Genomic DNA, 22576 nt, shown 5'->3' with positions numbered 1-22576 from the left:
TGAGAGGGGAATTTCATGGCGCAATTTATAGACCGTAGGCTCAATGGCAAGAACAAGAGCGCTGTCAACAGACAGCGCTTCATGAGACGCTATAAAGAGCAGATAAAAGAGTCGGTAGCGGATGCGGTGAATCGTCGCTCGATCACCAATACGGAGACGGGTGAGGACGTTGCTATTCCGCACAAAGACATCAAAGAGCCTCTTTTCCATCAAGGCAAAGGGGGGTTACGAGAACGTGTCCATCCTGGCAATGACCAGTTCATTACCGGCGATAAAATTGAAAGACCCAAAGGTGGCCAAGGAGGCGGTGGCGCTGGAGACGGTGATGCCAGTGCTGATGGCGAAGGACAAGACGATTTTGTTTTCCAAATTTCAAAAGATGAGTACTTAGACCTGTTATTTGAGGACTTGGCTTTGCCAAATCTAAAGAAAAACCAGGTGAACAAAATTACCGAGTGGAAGAAACACCGCGCGGGCTATCAAACCGCCGGGATGCCTTCCAACATTTCCATTGTGCGCTCTTTGCAGCAATCCCTTGCGCGTCGGACCGCAATGTCTGCGGGCAAAAAGCGTTTATTGCACGAGCTAGAGCTGGAGCTGGAACACATCCAGAATCAAGAACCCGCACAAAAGCTGGAGGAAATGAAACTTAAACAAGAAATCGCAGAGCTACGTAAAGCGATTGAAAGCGTGCCGTTTATCGATACGTTTGACTTACGTTTCAAAAACTATGAGCGCAAACCGGTTCCTTCAAGCCAAGCCGTCATGTTTTGTCTGATGGACGTTTCAGGCTCCATGGATCAAGCGACCAAAGACATCGCTAAGCGCTTTTATGTGCTGCTCTATCTGTTCCTTAATCGCACGTATGAAAACGTGGAAGTGGTGTTTATACGTCACCATACGCAAGCAAAAGAGGTCGATGAGCACGAGTTTTTCTACTCACAAGAAACTGGCGGCACCATCGTTTCCAGTGCTCTCAAATTGATGGATGAAATTGTTAAAGCTCGCTATCCCGTTGGTGAATGGAATGTCTATGCAGCACAAGCCTCAGATGGGGATAATTGGGCAGACGATTCCCCTCGCTGTAAAGATCTATTAACCAACAAGTTGTTACCTAACTGCCAATACTACGCCTATATCGAAATTACCCGACGTTCACACCAAACGCTGTGGCATGAATATGAAAAGCTTGAGGAGAGCTTTGATAATTTTGCGATGAAGAACATTCGCAGCGTTGAAGACATCTTCCCGGTATTCAGAGAGCTGTTTCACAAGGAAACGGCATAGGAGGCCTGTATGACAACCAAGACAAAGAAAAAAAGCAAGATGTTGCCAGATGGGCCAGACTGGACCTTTGATCTGTTGGAAAAATACCATACCGAGATCAAACGTGTCGCTGAGCATTACCGCCTAGATACCTATCCTAATCAGATCGAAGTCATTACCTCTGAGCAGATGATGGATGCGTATTCAAGTATCGGTATGCCGATTAACTATAGCCACTGGTCTTTTGGTAAAAAATTCATTCAGACCGAACAAAATTACAAGCATGGTCAAATGGGGCTCGCATACGAAATCGTCATAAACTCCAACCCCTGTATTGCCTACTTAATGGAAGAAAACACCGTGACGATGCAAGCGTTAGTCATTGCTCACGCCTGCTATGGTCACAACTCTTTCTTTAAAGGCAATTATCTGTTTCAAACTTGGACTGATGCCAGCTCGATTATCGACTATTTGCTGTTTGCTAAAAAGTACATTGCTGAATGTGAAACCAAATATGGTGACACAGAGGTAGAGAAGCTACTCGACTCCTGCCATGCACTGATGAACTATGGGGTTGACCGTTATAAACGCCCAGAGAAGATCTCAATCACTGAAGAGAAGGCCCGACAAGAGGAGCGGGAGGCCTATCTGCAATCACAGGTCAATGAGCTTTGGAGAACGGTGCCTAAGGCCAAATCCAAGGAAGAGCAAAGTATTGTCCATTTTCCAAGCGAGCCACAAGAAAACATTCTCTATTTCATTGAGAAGCACGCGCCGCTGCTCGAACCTTGGCAACGTGAAATCGTGCGTATTGTGCGAAAAATTAGCCAATACTTTTACCCACAAAAGCAGACGCAAGTGATGAACGAAGGATGGGCAACGTTTTGGCACTACACCATTCTCAACCATCTTTATGATGAAGGGATGGTCTCTGACAAATTTATCTTAGAGTTTCTGCACAGCCACACCAGTGTGGTTGCTCAGCCGCCCTATAACAGCCCTTACTTTAGCGGCATCAACCCTTATGCGTTAGGTTTTGCGATGTTCCGTGACATCAAGCGCATCTGTGAAGAACCGACAGATGAAGACAAAGAGTGGTTCCCTGATTTAGCAGGTAGCGATTGGCTCGATGCGGTGCATTTCGCCATGCGCAACTTTAAAGATGAGAGCTTTATAAGCCAGTATCTATCCCCAAAACTCATCCGCGATTTTAAACTGTTTGCGATCCAAGATGATGACCGCAGAAACTTCATCGAAGTGAATGCTATCCATGATGATATGGGTTATCGCAAAATTCGGGAAACCTTGGCTGCGCAATACAACCTAGCCAACCTGGAGCCCAATATTCAAGTCTACAAAGTTGATGTGCGTGGCGATCGCTCTTTAACCCTGCAATACGTCCCGCATAACCGCATTCCTCTGGATAAGAGCTACAACGAGGTGATGAAGCACTTATATCGTTTGTGGGGGTTTGACGTTATTTTGGAAGAAGTAAAAGAAACCGGCCACAAAGAAATCTTGGCAACCTGTCCTCAACGAGGCGACTGAGGCAACAAAACAAAAGTTTGATCGAATAAAAAACCGCCGCAAACTCTCAAAGTTTGGGCGGTTTAATTGTCAAGGTCTCAAACATGAACGGAGTGACACTGAGACCAAAGCGCTGTTTAGCCTTGAATACCCACGATCATCCACGGCGCATTTGGCGCTGTTAGATCACGCTCAAGGTGCCAGATATCGGTGATATCTTCTTCAATGCCTTCAACTGCATCGCGGTAACGACCACTGAACTGTAAGCTCAAGTGCGCGGTTGATGCGTCGTAATCAGCACGAACGATTTGTGCATCCACATACATGACATCCGTATGCTGCTCACCGTCGAGTTTCGCTCGCTCCGCTTTTAGGTCTTCCCACAAGCTTGGAGAAACATACTCTTCAATCGTTTCCAGTTGATTATGGTTCCAAGCGCCTTGCAGGATACGGTAGTGTTCACGCGCGCCATTCACAAACGCGACTTGGTCGAAACCTGGAGGGTAGTTGTGTGGTACATCAGATTGCGCGCCAAAGCCAAAACCACCAGTTGGCGTATTTGGTGACTGCTCGAAGTTATGAACATTTGATTGCTCAAACTTAGGTGCTTGGCCGCCAAATGCCGGCTGCTGGCGATGCTGATTCATGCTGCCTTGCTTAGAAGCCAGCAAACCACGCATTAATTTAAAGATCACGAAAGCAATTAAGCCGATGATGAGGATATCCATAAACTGAATACCTTCAAACGCGCCCCCAAAGAACGCAGCAAGCAAACCACCCGCCAACAAGCCACCAAGAATACCGCCCATCAGGCCTTTCTTAGAGCTCTGTTTTGCTGTCTGCTCTTTACCTATATTGTTCGTATTTTGCTGCTGTTGTTTTGGTGCAGGTGCCGTTTTGTAGCTTTTACCAAACGACTTACCACCACCCATTTTTTTCGCTTCGGCGATTGGAGTAGCAATCACAGAAACCATCAGCAGGGCAACAATCGATAATAAACGTTTCATCTTTATCCTTTTGTAGTCTGATTGAAACTTTACTTACTAGTCCCCTTCGTGTGACAAAGCGTTTTGAAGAACACCAGCTAATATGCATCATACAAGCATCCTTTCGTCATTGAAACGGAAACAATAGTTAGACATGTATCAGAATATTGCCGCTGTACTATGCTTAATTTGGATGTCTTGTTGACGTATATAATTGACAAATTTAGAATATTGAACGTTGTTCAATTTGTAGTACGAAAAAATGGCCCGTAGAAACGATCACACCAGAGAAGAACTTATCGCATTAACGCTTGAAACTGTTAAAGAGTTTCTGGCAGATCACTCGTATCACGAGTTAAGTTTGCGTAAGCTGGCAAACATGATCGGTTATGTTCCAAGCACCCTAGTCAATGTGTTTGGCAGTTACAACTTGTTGCTGTTGCACGCCGTCGCGCAAACCTTGGATGAGCTTTCCCAAGAAGCCATGCAAGTGGTCAAAACATCACAAGACAAAAAACAGGCGCTATTTAACCTTGCGTATTGCTACCATGACTTTGCCCAACAACACCCTCACCGCTGGCGCTTAATTTTTGAGCACAACATGAATGGTGCAGAGTTACCAGAATGGCAAGCAAAGCGTATCGACAACATGACCGGTATGCTAGAAGCGCTATTGCAACAACTTGCGCCATCTCGCACACCAACCGAAGTGTTGCAAGCGAGCCGCGTGTTGTGGTCTGGCGTACATGGTATTACGCTACTGAGTGTGGATGACAAATTTTTCTCCAGTGAGCCAATTGATGGCAAAGAGTTGATAGACAGTCTTTTGACCAACTATCTGACCAACTGGTAATACAAGGAACTTTCATGGCCGCGAATAGCCAAAGCTCGCTGTTAACACAGCGTAAGTTTCTGCCGTACTTCATTACTCAATTTTTCGGTGCCTTTAACGACAACATTTTCAAAAATGTGCTGTTGCTGCTTGTCGCATTTGCAGGTACTGGTGCCCTGTCAATCTCCAGTGATCTTTTCATCAACCTTGCCGCAGGCTTATTCATTCTGCCATTTTTCCTTTTTTCCGCGTCAGCGGGTGTGCTGGCAGACAAATACGAAAAGTCTTGGTTTATTCGCAAGGTCAAACTGTTTGAAATCGCCATTATGTTGCTCGGCGCTATCGGTTTTATTACCGAAAGCTACACCATCTTATTGCTGCTGTTGTTTTTGATGGGCACACAGTCGGCATTTTTTGGTCCAGTCAAATATGCGCTACTTCCGCAGCAACTGAAACAAGAAGAGCTCGTTCCCGGTAACGCTTTGGTTGAAGCGGGGACTTTTATTGCTATTCTTGTCGGCACATTAGGCGCGGGTATTATTGCCTCACACGAGCAAGCAAAATACGTTGCCGCTTTTTGTGTCGTTATCTTTGCTGTATTCGGCTATCTCGCGAGCCGCGCGATTCCTGTCGCGCACGCATGCGCGCCAGAGCTAAAATTTCGCTGGCAACCGTATCGTCAAACGAAACACACAATTGCCATCGCGAAATCGGACCGTGTGGTATATCAATGTATTATGGCGATCAGCTGGTTTTGGTTCCTTGGTGCCGCGTACCTCACTCAATTTCCCAACTTCACCAAGATTTATCTCAATGGCACAGAAAGTGCGGTCTCTTTCTTGTTGGCACTCTTTTCTGTTGGTATCGCGCTCGGTTCACTGGCGTGCAACAAACTGTCTAAAGGCCGCATTGATGTGGGTATCGTCCCAATTGGTGCGTTAGGTATTACGGTATTTGGCTACTTGATGGCCACATCGATACCCAGCGAGCTACCTCGCTTTCATACCTTCGCACAGTTTGTGCAGTATCAGCCATTTTGGCCACTGTTTAGCTACTTACTCATGATCGGCGTTTCAGGTGGATTGTTTATCGTCCCTCTGTATGCCCTGATGCAACATCGTGCCAAGGAAAGTGAACGTGCGCAGGTGATTGCGGGCCTCAATATTTACAACTCACTGTTTATGGTGGGCAGTGCAGTATTGGGCATCGTCTGTCTTGCCGCGATCGGCATATCGATTCCACAATTTTTTGTGCTACTTTCGATACTCAACTTTTTAGTGGCTGCGTATCTCTTTTTGCAAGCACCCATGTTTGTCGTGCGTTTCCTCGTGTGGGTGCTTACTCACACACTCTATCGTGTGACACATAAGAATCTACACCACTTACCGAAAGAAGGTGGTGCGCTTATTGTTTGTAATCACGTGAGTTACATGGATGCCTTACTGCTGAGTGCCGTCTGCCCTCGATTGATTCGTTTTGTCATGGAAGAAGAATACGCAAGGCTGCCGGTTTTGCGTCGCTTCTTACGCACTGCCGGGGTCATTCCTATCTCCGCCAGCAACAGAACCTCTATCCGCCGTGCATTTAACGATGTTGAACAAGCTTTGAGTGAAGGGCATATTGTCTGTATTTTCCCTGAGGGCAGATTAACGGAAAATGGCGACATAAATCCATTTATGCGCGGAATTGACATCATCCTTCGTCGCAGCCCGGTGCCCGTTATCCCAATGGCGTTAAAAGGCTTGTGGGGGAGCTACTTCAGCCGCCACAAAGGCCGAGCCTGTAAAGGGCTACCTAGCCGTTTCTGGTCTCGACTAGAAATTGAAGCTGGGTTGCCTGTCGAGCCTAAAAACGCCTCTGCGGAAGTCATGCAGCAAAAAGTGGCAGAGTTACGAGGCGATTGGCGCTAAGCGTTCAGATTATCTGAACGCTTGTTCAAATCATTAAGACTTTCTGATCTCATCGACTCAGCTATACTCGCGCTTTCACTTAATAAAACGCAATCACTTTGAATCGTAAGCATCTTCCTTTTATTTTCGCTTTATTGCTCTGCCTGAGTCCTTGGGTCTCTTCCCCCACAGCATTGGTTTTGGGTTTTCTGCTCGCAAGCACGGGGTTGGTGCCATCCCAACTGCCCATTTCGACTTACACTAAAAAGCTCTTGTCTTACTCCATTATTGGTTTGGGGTTTGGTATCCAATTTCAACAAGCCATTACCGTCACCTCTGATGGTATCGGTCTGATTGTGGTCACCATCGCTGGTACCCTGCTACTTGGTTTTTTAGTGGCCAAAGTGATTAAGCTTGAAACCACGACCGCCTACCTTATCTCAGCAGGTACTGCGATTTGTGGAGGGAGTGCGATTGCGGCAGTCGCTCCGGCAATCAAAGCCAAAGATCAACAGATTGCCCTCGCATTGGCGACGGTCTTCGTTTTTAATTCCCTTGCATTGTTTGTTTTTCCGGTGATTGGACATGCGTTAGCGTTGGATCAACAAACTTTTGGGACCTGGGCAGCGATCGCCATTCACGACACCTCCTCCGTCGTCGGAGCTGCATCCGCGTATGGTGAGCAAGCACTTACCACCGCGACGACATTAAAACTTGCCCGTGCATTATGGATTATTCCCGTTGCCCTACTCAGTGCAATTCTCTTTGCTCGCGGAAATGGTGAGGAAGGTAAGCGCAAGTTAGTGCTTCCATACTTCATTTTTTGGTATTGCGTGGCCATCGCCTTTAGCGATCTCTTCCCTCAATTTGAGAGCGTCTATCAGGGTATTTTCTCGGTAGCGAAACAGGCACTGGTGGTGTGTTTATTTTTGATTGGTTGCAGTATTTCTGTTGAGAAGCTGAAAAGTGCGGGGGCAAAACCTCTGATCTTTGGCTTAAGCCTATGGGTGGTCATCTCCACCACTTCGCTCAGTTGGTTGTTACTCACACGTTAAACTGACTCAATTAAGCTGAGTGATGGGAATGAGGCAAAGTGGTAGTTGCTTGGCGTCGATAGTCAAAAACGATGGCGACAACAATCAAAAAGGCCGTCAATTCTGCCAAAGAGCGATAGAGGCCATCACTCAGCAAAGCGATACCGAGCTGCAAAACTGCCGTTGCTATTAAGATCCCTCTTACCATCTTCAACCTTATGCCTTTTCTTTGTCATATGATGCGCAATTATGATTGAGGGTTATAAGGTTGAGAAATTCTCTTTTTGACTAATTCATGTCGAAATCAACTAAGTTGATTTTCCAGCCATACTTTAACGGCTTGCCGCGAGACTTTAATCCCTTCCTTCAGTAACGCCTCAGGCATTAAGTAATAGGCGACTGGCCACTTAAACTTTTGCAGTCTCTCTTTTAAGTGTTGCTCATACTGCGCTCTGTTTGCTAGCAATGGCGCTTGAATGACAGCAACCGGCCGATAGCCAAATTCCGCATCGGGCATGGGAACCACGATACTCTGTTCCACACCTTCAATCTCGTTTAGCACCGCTTCAATCTCTTCACAATGGATGTTTTCCCCGCCAGAGATAAACTGATTGTCCGCACGGCCGATGATCTTTAGCTCCTCACCTTGCCACACGCCTAAATCTTTACTGTCAAACCACCCATGCTCATCCACCAGTGTCGTTAAGCTACCCTGAAAGAAATAGCCTTCTGCCAAGGTTTCACCACCGATATAAATGCGCTGACCAATCAGTTGCAGTGCTCGATTTTTCAATAGATGCCCAGCGTTGCTCACGCTGTCGATCTGCTTGGCGGTCACGGTTGAAGCGGCCTCTGTCATGCCATAGCCTAGCCAGGTCTCTATTCCTTTACGCTGCGCCGCTCGGACCAAGGCATGCTCCACATGGCTCCCCCCCAGCAAAACATAGCTCAGTTGCAAAGGCGTGTTGTCATCAAGCAGGCGCTTCAACTGAGTCGCGACGAGAGACGCGTGGGTCACCCCTTGAATGTCCTCAGAAAAAGTGCCATGCCCCACTTTCAAACATGCGCCAGCCAACAACCAGCGATAAACAATAGCCATGCCAGAAACATGATACAACGGCAGGGAGAGCAACCACGTATCCTGCTGAGTAAAACAGAACTCTTCTAACAATCCTTGTGCTGATGCGAAATGCTGCCGATGAGTATGAGCCACCGCTTTGGGATTGCCCGTGGAACCAGAGGTAAAAATGATGGTAGCAAGTTGATCAGCGCGATAATCGCAAACGTGATTGCTAGACACCGAGTTAAGATGATCCGAGGCGAGTGAGATTTCTAGCAGCACATTACGACGATCGTGAGAGCAAGCCGAGCGGGTCCGCCCATCAACGTTAGGATCAAGCCAAATAAAACGCGTTTGCTGCTCACGGTAAAGCGTATCAAGCTTTGCTGAGAACATTGCTATTGATTGCGGCATGGTGATCGCCACCACAGCCCCCAGTTGATGCGCAGCGAGCAAGATAAGCACCATATCAACATGGTTTTTACCCAGCAGAGTGATGACATCTCCACGAGTCACCCCTTGCGCACCAAGAACCGCCGCTAAACGTTCAATCTCGTCGTTCAGTTGTTGCCAGTTGAATTGATAACGCGATGAGTTGAGCGCCATAGAAAATGGGCTCTGCTGAGCCCAACACTTCCACAATGGTTGTTTTCTGACCAACGCCGTTTCACCCATTATGAATGCCACACCAATTGCTGTTCTTCTAACGGGGCGATCGGCAGCGAGCATTTCGGCCATCCCACCATTAACTGCGATTGGAACAAACTTATGGTGTCCAAGCCCGGCGTCACGTCAGGCAACTGCCATTTGGCAAAACGCGCTAACTGGGTAAGCCCTAAACTTGATTCGATACTTGAACTGATGACCGCTTTGATGCCCAAAGAGTGTGCTTTTTTGATCAGCGCAATACAACGAGGCAATGAACCGATCAACGTTGGTTTGATGACGATCGCTTTCACGCCCGTGAGATCGTCAAGCGCAAAGTCAGGTCGGTGCAGCGCGTGTTGTAAGGTTTCATCCCATGCAATCGCAATCCCGGTGTTGATAGCAAAAGAGAGGCTATCTCCGGGCTTTTGGCAGGGCTCTTCGATAAACACGATTCGCTGACGCAAAGAGGGGGTGATGTACTTGGCAAATTGCTGCGCCTTTTCTGGCGTCCAAGCACGATTGGCATCCAGTCGCAGTGTGAGATCTGGGATGCTTTCCAAGAACAAGTTGACCAGCATGCCATCACGAATTGGTTCGTACAAACCCACTTTGACTTTGGCGACTTTCTCACCTTGCATCGCATTCAATACCGGAATGAGTTCATCGGGATCGCCAGTACAAAGTGGCGCGGGCAAATAGTGCCCGTCGCGAGGCAACTTCCCTTCCAACTCATACATCGCGGTAGAAAGACCGAACGCAACGGAAGGCAGCAAGGCGTCGTAATCGATGGGGTGATCGGTGTTCATCCACAGCTCAAGCTGAGCTTGCGCTTCAATGCCCGCTTCTTCTATGGTCTCTAAGCTAAATCCTGGTAATGGTGCAACTTCGCCATACCCTTTTTGACCGTTCATGTTCAGCTCAATAATGTAGCCAACACGCTCCGTCAGTTTCTCATCTCTTAGCACAACACCGCTGTCCATTGGCAAGGTGTAGCGGTACAGTTTGGCTGATTTCATAGCTGTCCCTTAATACTTCATCGACAAATTGCTTTACTGAAAGTCAGACTCTTTATGAATGAGACCGTCAATCGCAAAGAAAAGTCCCTAAACGATGCAGATTCTGTGCCTCTGCATCGCTCTCACATTGGGAAGAAAATTAAGGGTTGCGTGGAAACTTATTGAAGTCTGGACGACGTTTTTCGTTGAACGCATTGCGCCCTTCTTGTCCTTCATCCGTCATATAGAACATCATTGTGGCGTTGCCCGCCAGCTCTTGAAGACCCGCTTGACCATCGCAGTCAGCATTCAATGCCGCTTTCAAGCAACGTAGTGCCATCGGGCTGTGCTGAAGTACTTCACGACACCAACGTACGGTTTCTTTCTCTAATTCTTCTACAGGGACGACCGTGTTCACTAGCCCCATATCCAACGCTTCTTGAGCGTCATAAAAACGACATAGGAACCAAATCTCACGTGCTTTTTTCTGTCCGACAATACGTGCCATGTATGACGCACCCCAACCGCCATCAAACGAGCCCACTTTTGGTCCAGTTTGACCAAATTGCGCGTTTTCAGCCGCGATGGTTAAGTCACACATCATATGAAGCACGTGGCCACCACCAACCGCCCAGCCTGCTACAGAAGCGATTACAGGTTTTGGACAAGTACGAATATCACGTTGGAAATCAAGAACATTCAGGTGGTGAACACCAGAGTCATCTTTATAGCCGCCGTAATCGCCGCGGATCTTTTGGTCACCGCCAGAGCAGAACGCGTCTTCGCCGAGACCGGTCAAAATGATCACGCCCACGTTAGAGTCATAGCGAGCATCCGCCAGTGCTTGGATCATTTCTTTGACGGTTTGCGGGCGAAATGCATTACGCACTTGAGGCCGTGCAATGGTGATTTTTGCAATGCCGTCTTCCGACTTGTGGTACTGAATATCTTCATAGGGCGCACTACAGTCATTCCAATGAACTGGTGCGTAAAGTTCTGCTTCAGTGATGCCTACTGTTTTAGCCATGGTGGTTCCCATTGTTCTAATGTGTTTATCGTTGATAAACCGAATGAATAAACGCACGGACGATGTCAGCAAAAGCGTTAGGCTGCTCTTGATGGACATTGTGGCCCGCATTGTCAACTATCGAGCAGGACAAGCCACTCTGCCTCGCTAGTTCTTGAAATTTTGTGTCTTTTTCGCCGCATACATAGTGCAAAGGCACGCTAGAGCGTTGCAACTGAGGCAAAAGATTCGGTTGCTTCGCCAAAGAAGTGGCTAATAGCATCTCCGCGACTGACGCACCAAGATTAGCACTTCGTTTTGCTATCAAGGTTTGTTTTTGCGCATGGTTTAGTGAAGAAAATACCCCTTGCTGATACCAATCGGCTAATACCTGTTCAATGGGCTCTTCACGAAATCGCTTCGCCCAATGGCTATCACTGATCCAGCGTTGCTGCTTTTCTTGCTCACTGACTAAACCAAAATTGCCGCCTTCAATCAAAGCTCCGCGTAGATTCAGTGCGGCAAAGGCGTTCTCAACAAGCCCCTGCATGACAATTCGGCCTCCCATTGAATAACCAATGAGAATACATGGGCGTTGGGCCAATTGCTGCTCAATCACCGTCGCCACTTGCTCTGCACTCTCCGCAGCACAACTTGGGGCAATGCCAACACTTTGGCCATGCCCTGCAAGGTCAATCGTTAGGGTTGGATACGCTTTGAGTGAACATCGCGTGGCACGCCAATCTTCCGCACTGCCCAATAATCCGTGCAGAAATACCAACACGGGCGAACGGTCATCACCATTGCCTTGCAGATAATTAAACGAGAGCACGGACATGATCAGCCAATTGTTTAATGTGCTGTGACGCTTGGTTTGGCGGCGTAATCACTTCCACCAACAGTGTCCCACTACCCGACTCAAAGTGAGTATTGACGATAGAATGCAGTGCAGACCAACTATCAGGTTGCCGGTAAGCAAGCCCAAACTGTTTGGCGGCATATTCAAACTGGTATCCATGCGGCATTTGATAAAGCGCTTGTTTCTGCTGTTCAGGGACAGGTAACAAATCGAAAATCGCGCCACCATCGTTGTTGGTAACAATAATGACGACCGGTGTTGTTAAATGCGTATAGAGTGCTAAAGAATTAAGATCGTAGAGCGCAGAGGTATCGCCAATCATCAGTAGCATTGGCTTTTTCCTCGCACGTTGCACGCCACAAGCGGTCGCAAACAAACCATCGATACCTGATGCGCCTCGGTTGGAAAAAACCTCAACTTTCTGCAACTGGGCCACCATATCGACCAAGCGAACAAAGAGACTATTGCCCAAAAACAGGTCTGCCGACCCGAGCATTTTCGCGAGTTGGTGAGCAATCGCTAACTCGGAGAGCGACTGCATCGAAATGTCGTTTGCACAAGCCATCACGCCAGAACTAAATCTTGTTAGCTCATCACCCCATCCTGAAAACAAGGATGCCGGGACCCCATCACTCAGTAGCGTGCAAACCCAAAGCTCAGCTCGACAAACATAGTGTCGCTGAGGCAAATGCGCTTGGTTGTTGCGATATCGTTGTTCAGAGACATACCAATAGTCACACTCAGGCGAAATTTGTTTCTCTAGCCAATGGTTCAAACGTTTGGAAACGATTCTGCTACCAAATTGCACCACCAAATCGGTTTGCGATAACCATGACGCCGCGCTGGCATTCTGTAGCCAAATATCAAAACCACTCCATGAGGATGTCAACCCCGATTGAGGGTCACAGAGCACTGGCCATCCCATTAACTGAGCAAATCGATAGGCGTGTAGAGCTTGATCGCGTGGCACACTACCAATAATCACAAGCCCCTTGCGATTTTCCACTTCTTGCGCAGCAATTGTTACCGCGCTTGGCATCGTCACTTGTTGACAGTAGGTTTCTTCGTTCATTCTCCACGCTGCAACAGTATCCAGATACGATTGGTAAATCGATTTCTCCTGTGAAGAATAGAGTGGCTCAGGGAACGGACAATTAATGTGCACAGCGTGACCGGAACTCACCTGCTGCTGCATCAATTGATCCACCGAGGTGAGTAGCCAGCTCAAAGGTGTTTGCAACGTTGGGCTTGGGAGGTTTAACGAACCACTCACGTGTGACGAAAAAATACCTTGTTGTGCGATAGCTTGATTGGCCCCGCATCCCACACGTTCTATCGGTCGGTCTGCGGTGAGCAGCACCAGTTTCTCTCCCGTCAAACCCGCCTCGGCAACGGCAGGTAACAAGTTTGCGACAGCAGTGCCAGAAGTCACCACCACCGCGACTGGACGTTCACTGGCTTTCGCTAAACCCAACGCCAGAAAACCGAGCCCTCTTTCGTCAAAATGTGTATGCAGTTTGAGATCAGGATGCGCATTGGCCTCTAAGGTTAATGGGGTGGAACGCGAACCCGGCGCAACACACACATCTCGAACACCGTGACGATAGAGCTCCTCAAGCAGTGTTTCACACCAAATCCGATTTAATACGGCTTGATCGTGACTCATGAAGCCACTCCTAATGGCGGGTTTTCCGAAATGAGGGAGAGTAAAGTCGACATCTTTTTATCTAACTCACTCCACTCGTGTTCTGCAATCGAGCCCGGCACAATACCGGCGCCAGCAAAGAGCTGAAGGGAATCATCAACAATCAAAGCGCTGCGAATAGCGACACAAAACTCCGCTTTTTCATGACTGATGTAACCCACAGAACCTGCGTACCAGCCGCGCGCAAACGGTTCATTGTCAACAATAAACTGCATGGACTCTTGACGAGGCAATCCTGCAACCGCCGCGGTTGGTTGTAAAGCCGAGAGCAGTTGAACGCCATTGACTCCCGCCTTCAACTGAGCATGAATATTGCGCTTCAGATGCTGAACTTTACGCAGGCGCACTAAACGCGCTTCAGACTCAACCTCTACACTCGCAGCATGAGGTGTAAGGCGATCAACGATATCGTCAACCACATACTGGTTTTCATTCAGATTTTTGACATCCTGTGAAAGCCAACTGGCCAGTTCCATATCTTGCGTAGCGTTGTGGCCACGACCAATGGTGCCCGCCAATGCTTCGGTATACAACTCTTGCCCTTGACGCAAGTAAAGTCTCTCTGGTGTTGAGCCGATGAAACTGTGTTTACTGTCGAGACTCAGCATAAAGTGAAAACTGTGGTGATTTTGCAGATAACTTGCCTTAAGCAACTGCGCCGCGCACAGCGCAGAGTCTAAATGCACCGTTGTTTTACGTGCCAGAACCACTTTTTTAAATGCGTCCGACTCAATACCTTCAAGCACTTTGCTCACCAAGTCACACCACCCCGCTCGTTCAGGGATGTGCTCGATGCATTGAATATGAGCGGTGAGTGGCACTAACAACTTGGCGTCGGATGTTAGCTTCTTTAAAGAGGCAAGAACTCGAGACTTATCACCCGCGACGTTCACCGCAAGCGACCATTTGTCGTCTAAACGAATCAGTTCCACTTGAGGTAAAAAGAAAAAAGAAGGCATACAGCGACGGTTCTTTTCGCTACTTCCATCAAAGGATCGTCCTCCCCAGACACGCTGTCCTGGGGACAAAATGGCGTAAGCTGGCCCAGGGTCAACAAAAGTGTGCAACTGTCCTAATGCAACAACTTCTTCTCGGGTATCGCGTGATTGCCAATAAAATTTGGGAAAAACCGGCTGGGCTTCAAGCCAGTCAATGAACGCAAATGTAGGTTTTGTAGTTAAAAGCTCGACCAGACGAGTCTCGTCATCCTTGGCATTTTTGACACGTTCAATGAGAGTAGTTATGGCTTGATGGAAATGTGACAAAACAACCTCGAACATTTAGAGGATAAAGAATAACTGCGGTTACTCTATTGATAGACCCAGATCAAATCAAGGTTGTGTGCGATCTTTTGCAGAATCCTGTGATAACAGACGTACCTTACCATCAATAGTTTCACCAATAAGATAGCGACACAGATCTAATTTTGACTTTTGTGTAGATTTTTATTCTAAAAAATGTCAATTTAGTATCCTTAAATAAAGAAATTTACAAATTTTCAGGAATTGTACAATGCAAAATATTGGGATGTCGTCAAAACTCGACAATGTCTGCTATGACATCAGGGGGCCGGTACTCAAACATGCTAAGCGCATGGAGGAAGAGGGGCATAAAATCCTTAAGCTAAATATTGGAAACCCCGCCCCATTTGGCTTTGACGCCCCTGATGAAATTTTGGTCGATGTGATTCGCAACCTGCCTACGTCGCAAGGTTACTGTGATTCTAAAGGCATCTATTCAGCGCGTAAGGCCGTTGTTCAGCATTATCAGCGCAAAGGGATTCGCTCTCTCGATGTGGAAGACGTTTACATTGGTAACGGTGTTTCTGAACTGATCGTAATGGCCATGCAAGCATTGCTTAACAACGGTGACGAGATGCTGGTCCCAGCACCAGACTATCCACTATGGACAGCTGCCGTCGCACTTTCTGGTGGTAAGGCAGTACATTATTTATGTGACGAACAAGCAGACTGGTATCCTGACCTTGACGACATGCGCAAGAAGATCACGCCCAAAACTCGTGGTATTGTGCTTATCAACCCAAACAACCCAACGGGTGCCGTCTACAGCCGCGATTTTCTACTGGAAGTGATCGAGATCGCGCGTCAACACAAGCTGATGATTTTCGCCGATGAAATCTACGACAAGGTGTTGTACGACGGAGCGGTTCACACCTCAGTCGCGACCTTAACGGATGATGTGCTGGTGATGACCTTTAATGGCCTCTCAAAAGCCTATCGTGTTTGTGGTTTCCGCGGTGGTTGGATGTTTATGACCGGACCAAAACATTTAGCGCAAGGCTATGTTAACGGTTTGGACATGCTGGCTTCGATGCGCCTGTGCGCTAACGTACCAATGCAACACGCGATTCAAACTGCCTTGGGGGGCTATCAGAGCATCAATGAATTGATCTTACCTGGCGGTCGTTTATTGGAGCAACGTGATCGCGCTTGGGAGCTGATCAACCAAGTCCCTGGCGTTTCATGTGTGAAACCGAAAGGCGCAATGTATCTTTTCCCTAAGATCGACGCGAAAAAATACAACATTAAAGATGACCAAAAGATGGTTTACGATTTTCTGGTTCAAGAAAAAGTGCTCCTTGTACAAGGCACTGGCTTTAACTGGCCAAAACCAGATCACTTCCGCATTGTCACTCTACCACACATCGAAGATCTCGAAACCGCGATTGGGCGCTTTGAACGCTTCTTACACAGTTATCGTCAGTAGTAATTAGTGTAAAACTTTCATATGCTTAAAGGTGTTCCTATTGGAACACCTTTTTTCTAACTGCGTTTTGAGGTGACTATCGTGCAAGAAAGCCATTTTTTCGCTCATTTGGCTCGTATGAAGCTAATTCAACGCTGGCCGCTGATGCGTTCGGTCTCTAGCGAAAACGTCTCCGAGCATAGTTTGCAAGTCGCCTTCGTAGCTCATGCTCTAGCACTGATCAAGAACAAAAAATTTGCTGGCAATATCAATCCTGAACGTGTCGCTGTTTTAGCGATGTACCACGATAGCAGTGAAGTACTCACGGGAGATCTCCCTACTCCAGTAAAATACTACAACCCAGACATTGCCAAGGAATACAAAAAAATCGAAGCCGCTGCCGAGCAAAAACTGCTCTCCATGCTGCCAGAAGAATTTCAAGAAGATTTTCGACCGTTTGTCATTTCCCAACAGACGTCGGAAGAAGAAGCGCAATTGGTTAAACAGGCAGACTCTATTTGCGCCTACTTGAAATGTCTCGAAGAGCTCAGTGCAGGCAACCACGAGTTTGCACTGGCCAAAAAACGCCTCGACATCACTTTGGCTGAGCGAAAAACACCAGAAATGGAGTATTTTCTCCATACCTTTGCCCCCAGTTTTGAGCTCTCGTTGGACGAAATCAGTTAACGACTTTGGAGAAGTATTGTGTCATTAACCATTAGCCCTCAGTGGCTTGAACGCCATGATGACGAACATAAGATTCGTCGTGATGATCATCGCAGCCCTTTTCAACGCGATCGAGCACGAATTCTTCATTCCGCGGCTTTTCGCCGTCTGCAAGCTAAAACGCAAGTGCATGGCAATAGCTTAGAGGACTTCCATCGCACACGTTTGACGCACTCTCTAGAAGCTGCGCAGCTCGGCACAGGTATCGTCGCTCAAATAAAGAAAAAACAGCCTATTTTTCGCGATCTATTGCCGAGTGATAGCCTCATTGATGCACTATGCCTAGCACATGATATCGGCCATCCACCTTATGGCCATGGCGGTGAAATTGCGCTCAATTATATGATGCGCAACCATGGCGGCTTTGAAGGCAACGCTCAAACGTTTCGTATCGTGACGCAATTAGAGCCTTACACTGAACATTTCGGGATGAACTTATCGAGAAGAACGCTGCTGGGTTTAATCAAATACCCCGCCCTGATCAGCCAAACTCGAGCACCTCAGCAACCTGCAGCAGCGGTCCATCAACGTCAAATCAAAGCCAAGCAGTGGAGCCCCGCAAAAGGCATTTATGATTGCGATAAAGCCCTATTTGACTGGGTACTAGCACCATTAAGTGAAACCGATAAACAACAGCTGAACGCAATGCGGGATTGCCCCCACGACGCCTTATCTCATCGAAAAACGCGTTATAAATCGCTCGATTGTTCGATTATGGAGCTGGCTGATGATATTGCTTATGGCGTGCATGATCTTGAAGATGCCATTGTGCTTGGACTCGTCACACGTAGCCAATGGCAAGAAGGTGCAGCGAGTCAGTTAGCCGATTGTGGTGACCCATGGTTTGAAAAACACATTAGTTCCATTGGCGAGATGTTATTTAGTGGCCAGCATCATCAACGCAAAGATGCCATTGGCGGCATGGTTAACGCACTACTCACCAGCATCGACGTTAAGCCCGTCGACGGTGAATTTGAAAGTCCACTGTTGGCCTTTAATGCCTATCTCGATATCGGCATGGAGAAAGCACTGTCGATTTTGAAGCACTTTGTCAGCCAGTATGTGATTCAAATTCCTCAGGTTCAAATTGTCGAGTATAAGGGACAACAGATCATTATGGATTTGTTTGAAGCGCTCAGTGCAGATCCACAACGACTATTGCCCATAACCACGCGTGCAACATGGGAAGCGGTCAGCGATGAAACATCCAAAATGCGTGTCATCGCCGATTACATTTCTTCAATGACCGATGGCCATGCACAGCGTTTACATCAACAACTTTTCTCGTCACACCACTAGGATTTGTCGAGATAATTCTGTTCAAACACACCTGGCGGCATTTGTGCAATTTGAAATTCAATCATTTTGTCGAATGCCGTAATTAAAGCGCTGAAGTCACCCTGAGGCTGCAGATAGCGCAGAATATGAAAGCCGGCTTCGACTGTGGATAGGGCATTCTCACTCGGAGACTTACGAATCCGATAATTGCCACTCAACCCCTGGGGCAACTTCACGCAGGGCAAACCTTGTAAGTTCTCAGAAACTTGCCACATTTTGTACGCTTTCTTCCATGTTCCATCAAGTAAAATGATCCGTGGAACTTTGCCGTTCGCCGTTAGTGAACGCGCCACTTCTTCAACCTCTACTGCCTGCTCACTAGGAAACAACAACCAGTGTTGATAACGATCATCCGCAAGCAGTTGGTTAAGTAGTGAATGCGTGGAAAAATCTTCACCGATTAACAGCTGGCAGCTCTCCAGCGACAAATCGAGAATTCTCGCGGTACCAAGCGGTCTCAGCTCTTCACTCGGATGCTGTAGAATGATAAGTTCCACATCTGAGGCAAGAGATTCTATCCACTGACAAATACACGCTTTTTTCGCTTTACCACATTGAGAACAATATCGAGACATAATGTGAACCTTACGCTAGTCCTGACAATAACCAGTGTCATTTGCTTGCTGCTCCAACAGCCACTTCTGTCTGAGTGGACGGAGTGGCATCGACAAGCCATAAATGAGGGAGAATGGTGGCGGATCCTATCAGGAAACTTTACGCACACCAACTACCCTCACCTATTAATGAACCTCGCCGGGCTTTGGGTCATTACCCACTTATTCAAACCCGCTTGGAACATAGTATTGTTGCTGCTAATCGCCGTCAGCATCCTTGTTGGTCTCGCAAATCTCTCAACTGACATGCAGATTTATCTTGGCCTTTCTGGAACATTACACGGTTTATTCGCTTACTTCGCACTAACGGAAGCAGTGAATGGCCGAAGGAGCAGTTGGCTCCTAGTTGTGGGCGTGATAGGAAAAGTCGCTTGGGAACATTGGATGGGTGCATCAAGCAGTACCAGCGAGTTGATCGGTGCGAGAGTCGCCATCGAAGCACACCTTAGTGGCATGATCGCAGGACTGCTACTGGCAATATTCAGCCCGCTCTACCAGCTCGTCGCGCTAAAGTGGAAAGCCATAAAATGAACAAAGCTGACAGAGTCAGCTTTGTTCATTGATACCGAGCTCACGTATATTACGCTACAACGGCTCGTCTTGGGGTAAATGAGCGTCTCTACAACTTAATTCGCGAGTGATTCTTCTCAATCGTCGACTTGCCAATTCCTTTGACCAACGCCAGCTCATCAATCGCTTTGAACGGTCCATTTGCCTCGCGATACTCGACGATCTGCTGCGCTTTTTTGACACCAATACCTTTTAGCATAGTGGCTATCTCTTCTGCACTTGCAGTATTGATGTTCACCGTGATTTCGATACCTTCATATTGTTCAGCCGATTTCGATGTTCCCTCAGCCAGTGCTACCGATGGGCAGGCAAAAGCCAAAACCAGGACGAAAAGAGTTATTACACGTTTCATAGTCGTTTCCTTGTGATGTGTTCAAGGATTTATACCTAAGACAACCAAGGCTAAAAAGCGAGCACTTACAAAAATAAAACAGGCCGCTGATGCGGCCTGTTTAACGTGACATATCAATTTCATATTGAATTGATTAGTTACTCACAACAAAGTACTCAATATCGGTATTAGCACGAAGAACTGACACCACCGCACTTAGGTCACGTTGGGCAGAAACACGTTGCAGCTGTACTGAGATCTGTGAAGCGAGTGTCGGTTCTAGGCTCTCTTCAACGTTCTCTAGCGCGACAACTACGATATTGCCCACCATGTCTTTGCTTTGAGCGTAAACCGCTGCACCCTGCTCAGGTTTCGCCATCGCAAAGACGGTTTGAGCAAGCGGTGAACGACGGTCAATCTTCTCAAGATCGCCAAATGATAAGCCTTTTTCTACCAAGATTGCATTGTTGCCGTTTTGCAGAGCTTTAACCACTTCAGTCGCCGTTTCAAGCGCCTGTTGCTCACCTTTTACGCGAGATAACTCGGCAGCCACTTGAGCCTGAACCTCGACCAAAGGAAGCACGGTTTCATCACGAGCGTCATCTACGCGAACGACGATGATGTGCTCTGGTGCAACTTCAATCGCTTCCGAGTTCAATCCATCAAGCTTCACTTCTGGGCTCACAATCGCTTGTGCTACCGCTGGTGTACGCAATAATTCAGGTGCATCGACTTGAGAAATAAAGTCTGTATGCTTCACTTCTTGACCAATGACTTTTGAAGCTTGATCAAGTGAGTCAGGATACTCAAACGCCACTTTCTCTAGCTCACTTTGTAAGTCATAGAACATGTCGATCGCTTTTTGATCCACCATTTCTTGCTTAATTTGAGCCGACACTGCATCGAACGGTTTCACAACAGGTTCTTTTAGCTCTTCGAGTTTGATGATGTGGTAGCCGAAGTCAGACTTCACCAAGCCTGTTACATCACCAACATTTTTTAGCGCAAACGCCGCTTCTTCAAACGCAGGATCCATCACATCACGTTCAACCCAACCCAGTTCACCACCGTTATCAGCACTGCCAAAATCGTCTGATTTCTCTTGAGCTAGTGCCGCGAAATCCGCACCGGCGTTCAACTCGTCTAAAATCGCTTGCGCTTTAACTTGGTCATCACCCTCAATGAGGATATGAGCCACTCGACGCTGCTCTTCTGAAGAGTATTTATCCAGATGCTCTTGGTAATACTGTTTCACTTCTTCATCAGAGACCGCAACTTGTTTTTTCAGAGATTCTGCAGCCAGTTCAATGTAAGAGACTTTCACCTGCTCTGGGCGAGTAAAACGAGCCTTGTTCGCATCGTAATACTGCTGAATGTCTTCTTCGTTGAGCTCAGCCTTGTCCGCGAACTCATCGATATTCAGGACGATTGAACGTACATCGCGGGTTTGCGTAAATAGTTTGCCTTCTGAATCTACTTCGCCAGGTAGTATGAACTCGCTGGTCTGCAATGCATCTAAGAGTTGAGAGCGAATTAGCTGACGGCGCATATATTCCGCAAACGAATCTGGAGAATATCCTGCTCGACGCAATGTTGCTTGGTAGATATCTTGATTGAACTTGCCATCTTGCTGGAACTCTGGCATCGCAAGAATCAAGGTTCTTACTTGCGCGTCACTAATACGCAAACCTAATGACTCTGCATGCTGATCCAACAAAACATCGTTGATCATTTGGTCAAGAACAGATTTACGGAAAGACTCTACGTAAGCAGGGTCAGCAAGGAGTTGAGAAAAGTAATCTCCTAGTTGCGACTGCATACGATTACGCTCGTTTTGGTAAGCCATTTCAAACTCACCACGACCAATTTCCATATTGCCAACTTTGGCAGCTGTGTTGCTACTACCACCCACGATATAGCTACCAACACCAGCAAAAACAAACGATAGGATGATCAATCCTAGGATAATTTTAACCGCGATGCTATTCACGCCTTCGCGCAATCGATCCATCATAACTAAACTGCTCTCCACTCATGAAGCCAATGCTTCTCTTGAAATGTAATCACGCGATAATACCAGAAAAAAGAAATGCGCATCAGTAGGATGCGCATAATTTAAAAAAGTTCGGCTTTCACATCGCAAAATCGTGTTCAAACGGGTTTGATTGAACAAAATTCACGCTATTGCGATTAGTTACAAGCGTCTTTAAGAGCTTTACCTGCTTTGAAAGATGGTACTTTCGCTTCTGCGATTTGGATCTCTTCACCAGTCTTAGGGTTACGGCCTGTACGAGCTGCGCGAGTGCGCACGCTGAAAGTACCGAAACCAACTAGAGCAACTTGGTCACCAGACTGAAGAGTATCGCTCACGGCTTCAATCAATGCATCAAGTGCACGACCAGCTGACGCCTTAGAAATGTCCGCTTTTGCAGCGATTGATTCTACTAGTTGAGTTTTGTTCACTGTCATTCCCCTTTGTGCCAT

General features: G+C 47.3%; 21 protein-coding genes. 9 read left to right on the top strand and 12 right to left on the bottom strand.

Annotated features, from left to right (window positions below):
- Positions 1-15 precede the first annotated feature (15 nt).
- On the top strand, positions 16-1287 hold the full coding sequence (locus FC652_RS03590) for a YeaH/YhbH family protein (RefSeq protein ID WP_176297509.1): 1272 nt from the start codon (positions 16-18) through the stop codon (positions 1285-1287).
- Positions 1288-1296: 9 nt separating this feature from the next.
- Entirely contained in the window at positions 1297-2814 is a 1518-nt protein-coding gene (locus FC652_RS03585; protein WP_176297508.1) for a SpoVR family protein, read from the top strand.
- 116 nt (positions 2815-2930) lie between these two features.
- Here the strand turns inward: FC652_RS03585 and FC652_RS03580 are convergent, their stop codons facing one another.
- On the bottom strand, positions 2931-3800 hold the full coding sequence (locus FC652_RS03580) for a Tim44 domain-containing protein (protein ID WP_176297507.1): 870 nt from the start codon (positions 3798-3800) through the stop codon (positions 2931-2933).
- 241 nt (positions 3801-4041) lie between these two features.
- On the opposite strand from FC652_RS03580, the gene FC652_RS03575 reads away from it, so the two are divergent.
- From FC652_RS03575 to FC652_RS03565, 3 genes are all read left to right on the top strand, one after another.
- On the top strand, positions 4042-4632 hold the full coding sequence (locus tag FC652_RS03575) for a TetR/AcrR family transcriptional regulator (RefSeq protein ID WP_011080957.1): 591 nt from the start codon (positions 4042-4044) through the stop codon (positions 4630-4632).
- Positions 4633-4646: 14 nt separating this feature from the next.
- Positions 4647-6521: an MFS transporter gene (locus FC652_RS03570; protein ID WP_176297506.1), complete on the top strand. Its 1875-nt coding sequence runs from the start codon at positions 4647-4649 to the stop codon at positions 6519-6521.
- A gap of 98 nt (positions 6522-6619) precedes the next feature.
- Positions 6620-7555 (top strand): YeiH family protein, encoded by a 936-nt coding sequence (locus FC652_RS03565; protein ID WP_176297505.1) that lies wholly within the window; start codon positions 6620-6622, stop codon positions 7553-7555.
- Positions 7556-7565: 10 nt separating this feature from the next.
- Here FC652_RS03565 and FC652_RS03560 read toward each other — a convergent pair whose 3' ends face one another.
- The 7 genes from FC652_RS03560 to FC652_RS03530 all read right to left on the bottom strand — a co-directional run bounded on the left by FC652_RS03560 (position 7566) and on the right by FC652_RS03530 (position 15087).
- Positions 7566-7742 (bottom strand): hypothetical protein, encoded by a 177-nt coding sequence (locus FC652_RS03560; RefSeq protein WP_039553158.1) that lies wholly within the window; start codon positions 7740-7742, stop codon positions 7566-7568.
- A 96-nt stretch (positions 7743-7838) separates the two neighbouring features.
- A complete protein-coding gene (menE, locus tag FC652_RS03555) occupies positions 7839-9269 on the bottom strand; it encodes an o-succinylbenzoate--CoA ligase (RefSeq protein WP_176297622.1) in 1431 nt (476 codons plus the stop codon).
- The gene (gene menC, locus FC652_RS03550) at positions 9269-10258 is read right to left on the bottom strand and encodes an o-succinylbenzoate synthase (RefSeq protein WP_176297504.1); all 990 of its coding nucleotides are present in this window, start codon (positions 10256-10258) and stop codon (positions 9269-9271) included. The genes menE and menC overlap by 1 nt, the downstream gene beginning before the upstream one ends.
- 139 nt (positions 10259-10397) lie before the next feature.
- The gene (menB, locus tag FC652_RS03545) at positions 10398-11264 is read right to left on the bottom strand and encodes a 1,4-dihydroxy-2-naphthoyl-CoA synthase (protein ID WP_176297503.1); all 867 of its coding nucleotides are present in this window, start codon (positions 11262-11264) and stop codon (positions 10398-10400) included.
- A gap of 25 nt (positions 11265-11289) precedes the next feature.
- Positions 11290-12081: a 2-succinyl-6-hydroxy-2,4-cyclohexadiene-1-carboxylate synthase gene (gene menH, locus FC652_RS03540; protein WP_176297502.1), complete on the bottom strand. Its 792-nt coding sequence runs from the start codon at positions 12079-12081 to the stop codon at positions 11290-11292.
- Positions 12062-13768: a 2-succinyl-5-enolpyruvyl-6-hydroxy-3-cyclohexene-1-carboxylic-acid synthase gene (gene menD, locus FC652_RS03535; RefSeq protein WP_176297501.1), complete on the bottom strand. Its 1707-nt coding sequence runs from the start codon at positions 13766-13768 to the stop codon at positions 12062-12064. Before menD ends, menH begins: the two co-directional genes overlap by 20 nt.
- A complete protein-coding gene (locus FC652_RS03530) occupies positions 13765-15087 on the bottom strand; it encodes an isochorismate synthase MenF (RefSeq protein WP_176297500.1) in 1323 nt (440 codons plus the stop codon). The genes menD and FC652_RS03530 overlap by 4 nt, the downstream gene beginning before the upstream one ends.
- A gap of 232 nt (positions 15088-15319) precedes the next feature.
- On the opposite strand from FC652_RS03530, the gene FC652_RS03525 reads away from it, so the two are divergent.
- From FC652_RS03525 to FC652_RS03515, 3 genes are all read left to right on the top strand, one after another.
- A complete protein-coding gene (locus tag FC652_RS03525) occupies positions 15320-16534 on the top strand; it encodes a pyridoxal phosphate-dependent aminotransferase (protein WP_176297499.1) in 1215 nt (404 codons plus the stop codon).
- A gap of 81 nt (positions 16535-16615) precedes the next feature.
- Complete coding sequence (gene yfbR / locus FC652_RS03520; RefSeq protein WP_176297498.1) at positions 16616-17200, top strand: 5'-deoxynucleotidase; 585 nt, start codon at positions 16616-16618, stop codon at positions 17198-17200.
- Between the two features lie 18 nt (positions 17201-17218).
- Positions 17219-18538, top strand: a complete 1320-nt coding sequence (locus FC652_RS03515; protein ID WP_176297497.1) for an anti-phage deoxyguanosine triphosphatase — start codon at positions 17219-17221, stop codon at positions 18536-18538.
- Here the strand turns inward: FC652_RS03515 and FC652_RS03510 are convergent.
- Positions 18535-19152, bottom strand: a complete 618-nt coding sequence (locus FC652_RS03510; RefSeq protein ID WP_176297496.1) for a tRNA-uridine aminocarboxypropyltransferase — start codon at positions 19150-19152, stop codon at positions 18535-18537. The genes FC652_RS03515 and FC652_RS03510 overlap by 4 nt on opposite strands.
- A 3-nt stretch (positions 19153-19155) precedes the next feature.
- Between FC652_RS03510 and rrtA the strand changes: the two genes are divergently transcribed.
- Positions 19156-19722: a rhombosortase gene (gene rrtA / locus FC652_RS03505; protein ID WP_176297495.1), complete on the top strand. Its 567-nt coding sequence runs from the start codon at positions 19156-19158 to the stop codon at positions 19720-19722.
- A gap of 88 nt (positions 19723-19810) precedes the next feature.
- Here the strand turns inward: rrtA and FC652_RS03500 are convergent, their stop codons facing one another.
- The 3 genes from FC652_RS03500 to FC652_RS03490 form a co-directional block, all read right to left on the bottom strand.
- A complete protein-coding gene (locus FC652_RS03500) occupies positions 19811-20113 on the bottom strand; it encodes a ComEA family DNA-binding protein (RefSeq protein WP_176297494.1) in 303 nt (100 codons plus the stop codon).
- A 133-nt stretch (positions 20114-20246) separates the two neighbouring features.
- A complete protein-coding gene (gene ppiD, locus FC652_RS03495) occupies positions 20247-22106 on the bottom strand; it encodes a peptidylprolyl isomerase (RefSeq protein ID WP_176297493.1) in 1860 nt (619 codons plus the stop codon).
- A gap of 176 nt (positions 22107-22282) precedes the next feature.
- Complete coding sequence (locus FC652_RS03490; protein WP_217904507.1) at positions 22283-22576, bottom strand: HU family DNA-binding protein; 294 nt, start codon at positions 22574-22576, stop codon at positions 22283-22285.

This window comes from Vibrio sp. 05-20-BW147, assembly GCF_013369385.1.
Taxonomy (GTDB): Bacteria; Pseudomonadota; Gammaproteobacteria; order Enterobacterales; family Vibrionaceae; genus Vibrio; species Vibrio floridensis.
This window is presented reverse-complemented; position numbering and strand designations above follow the sequence as displayed.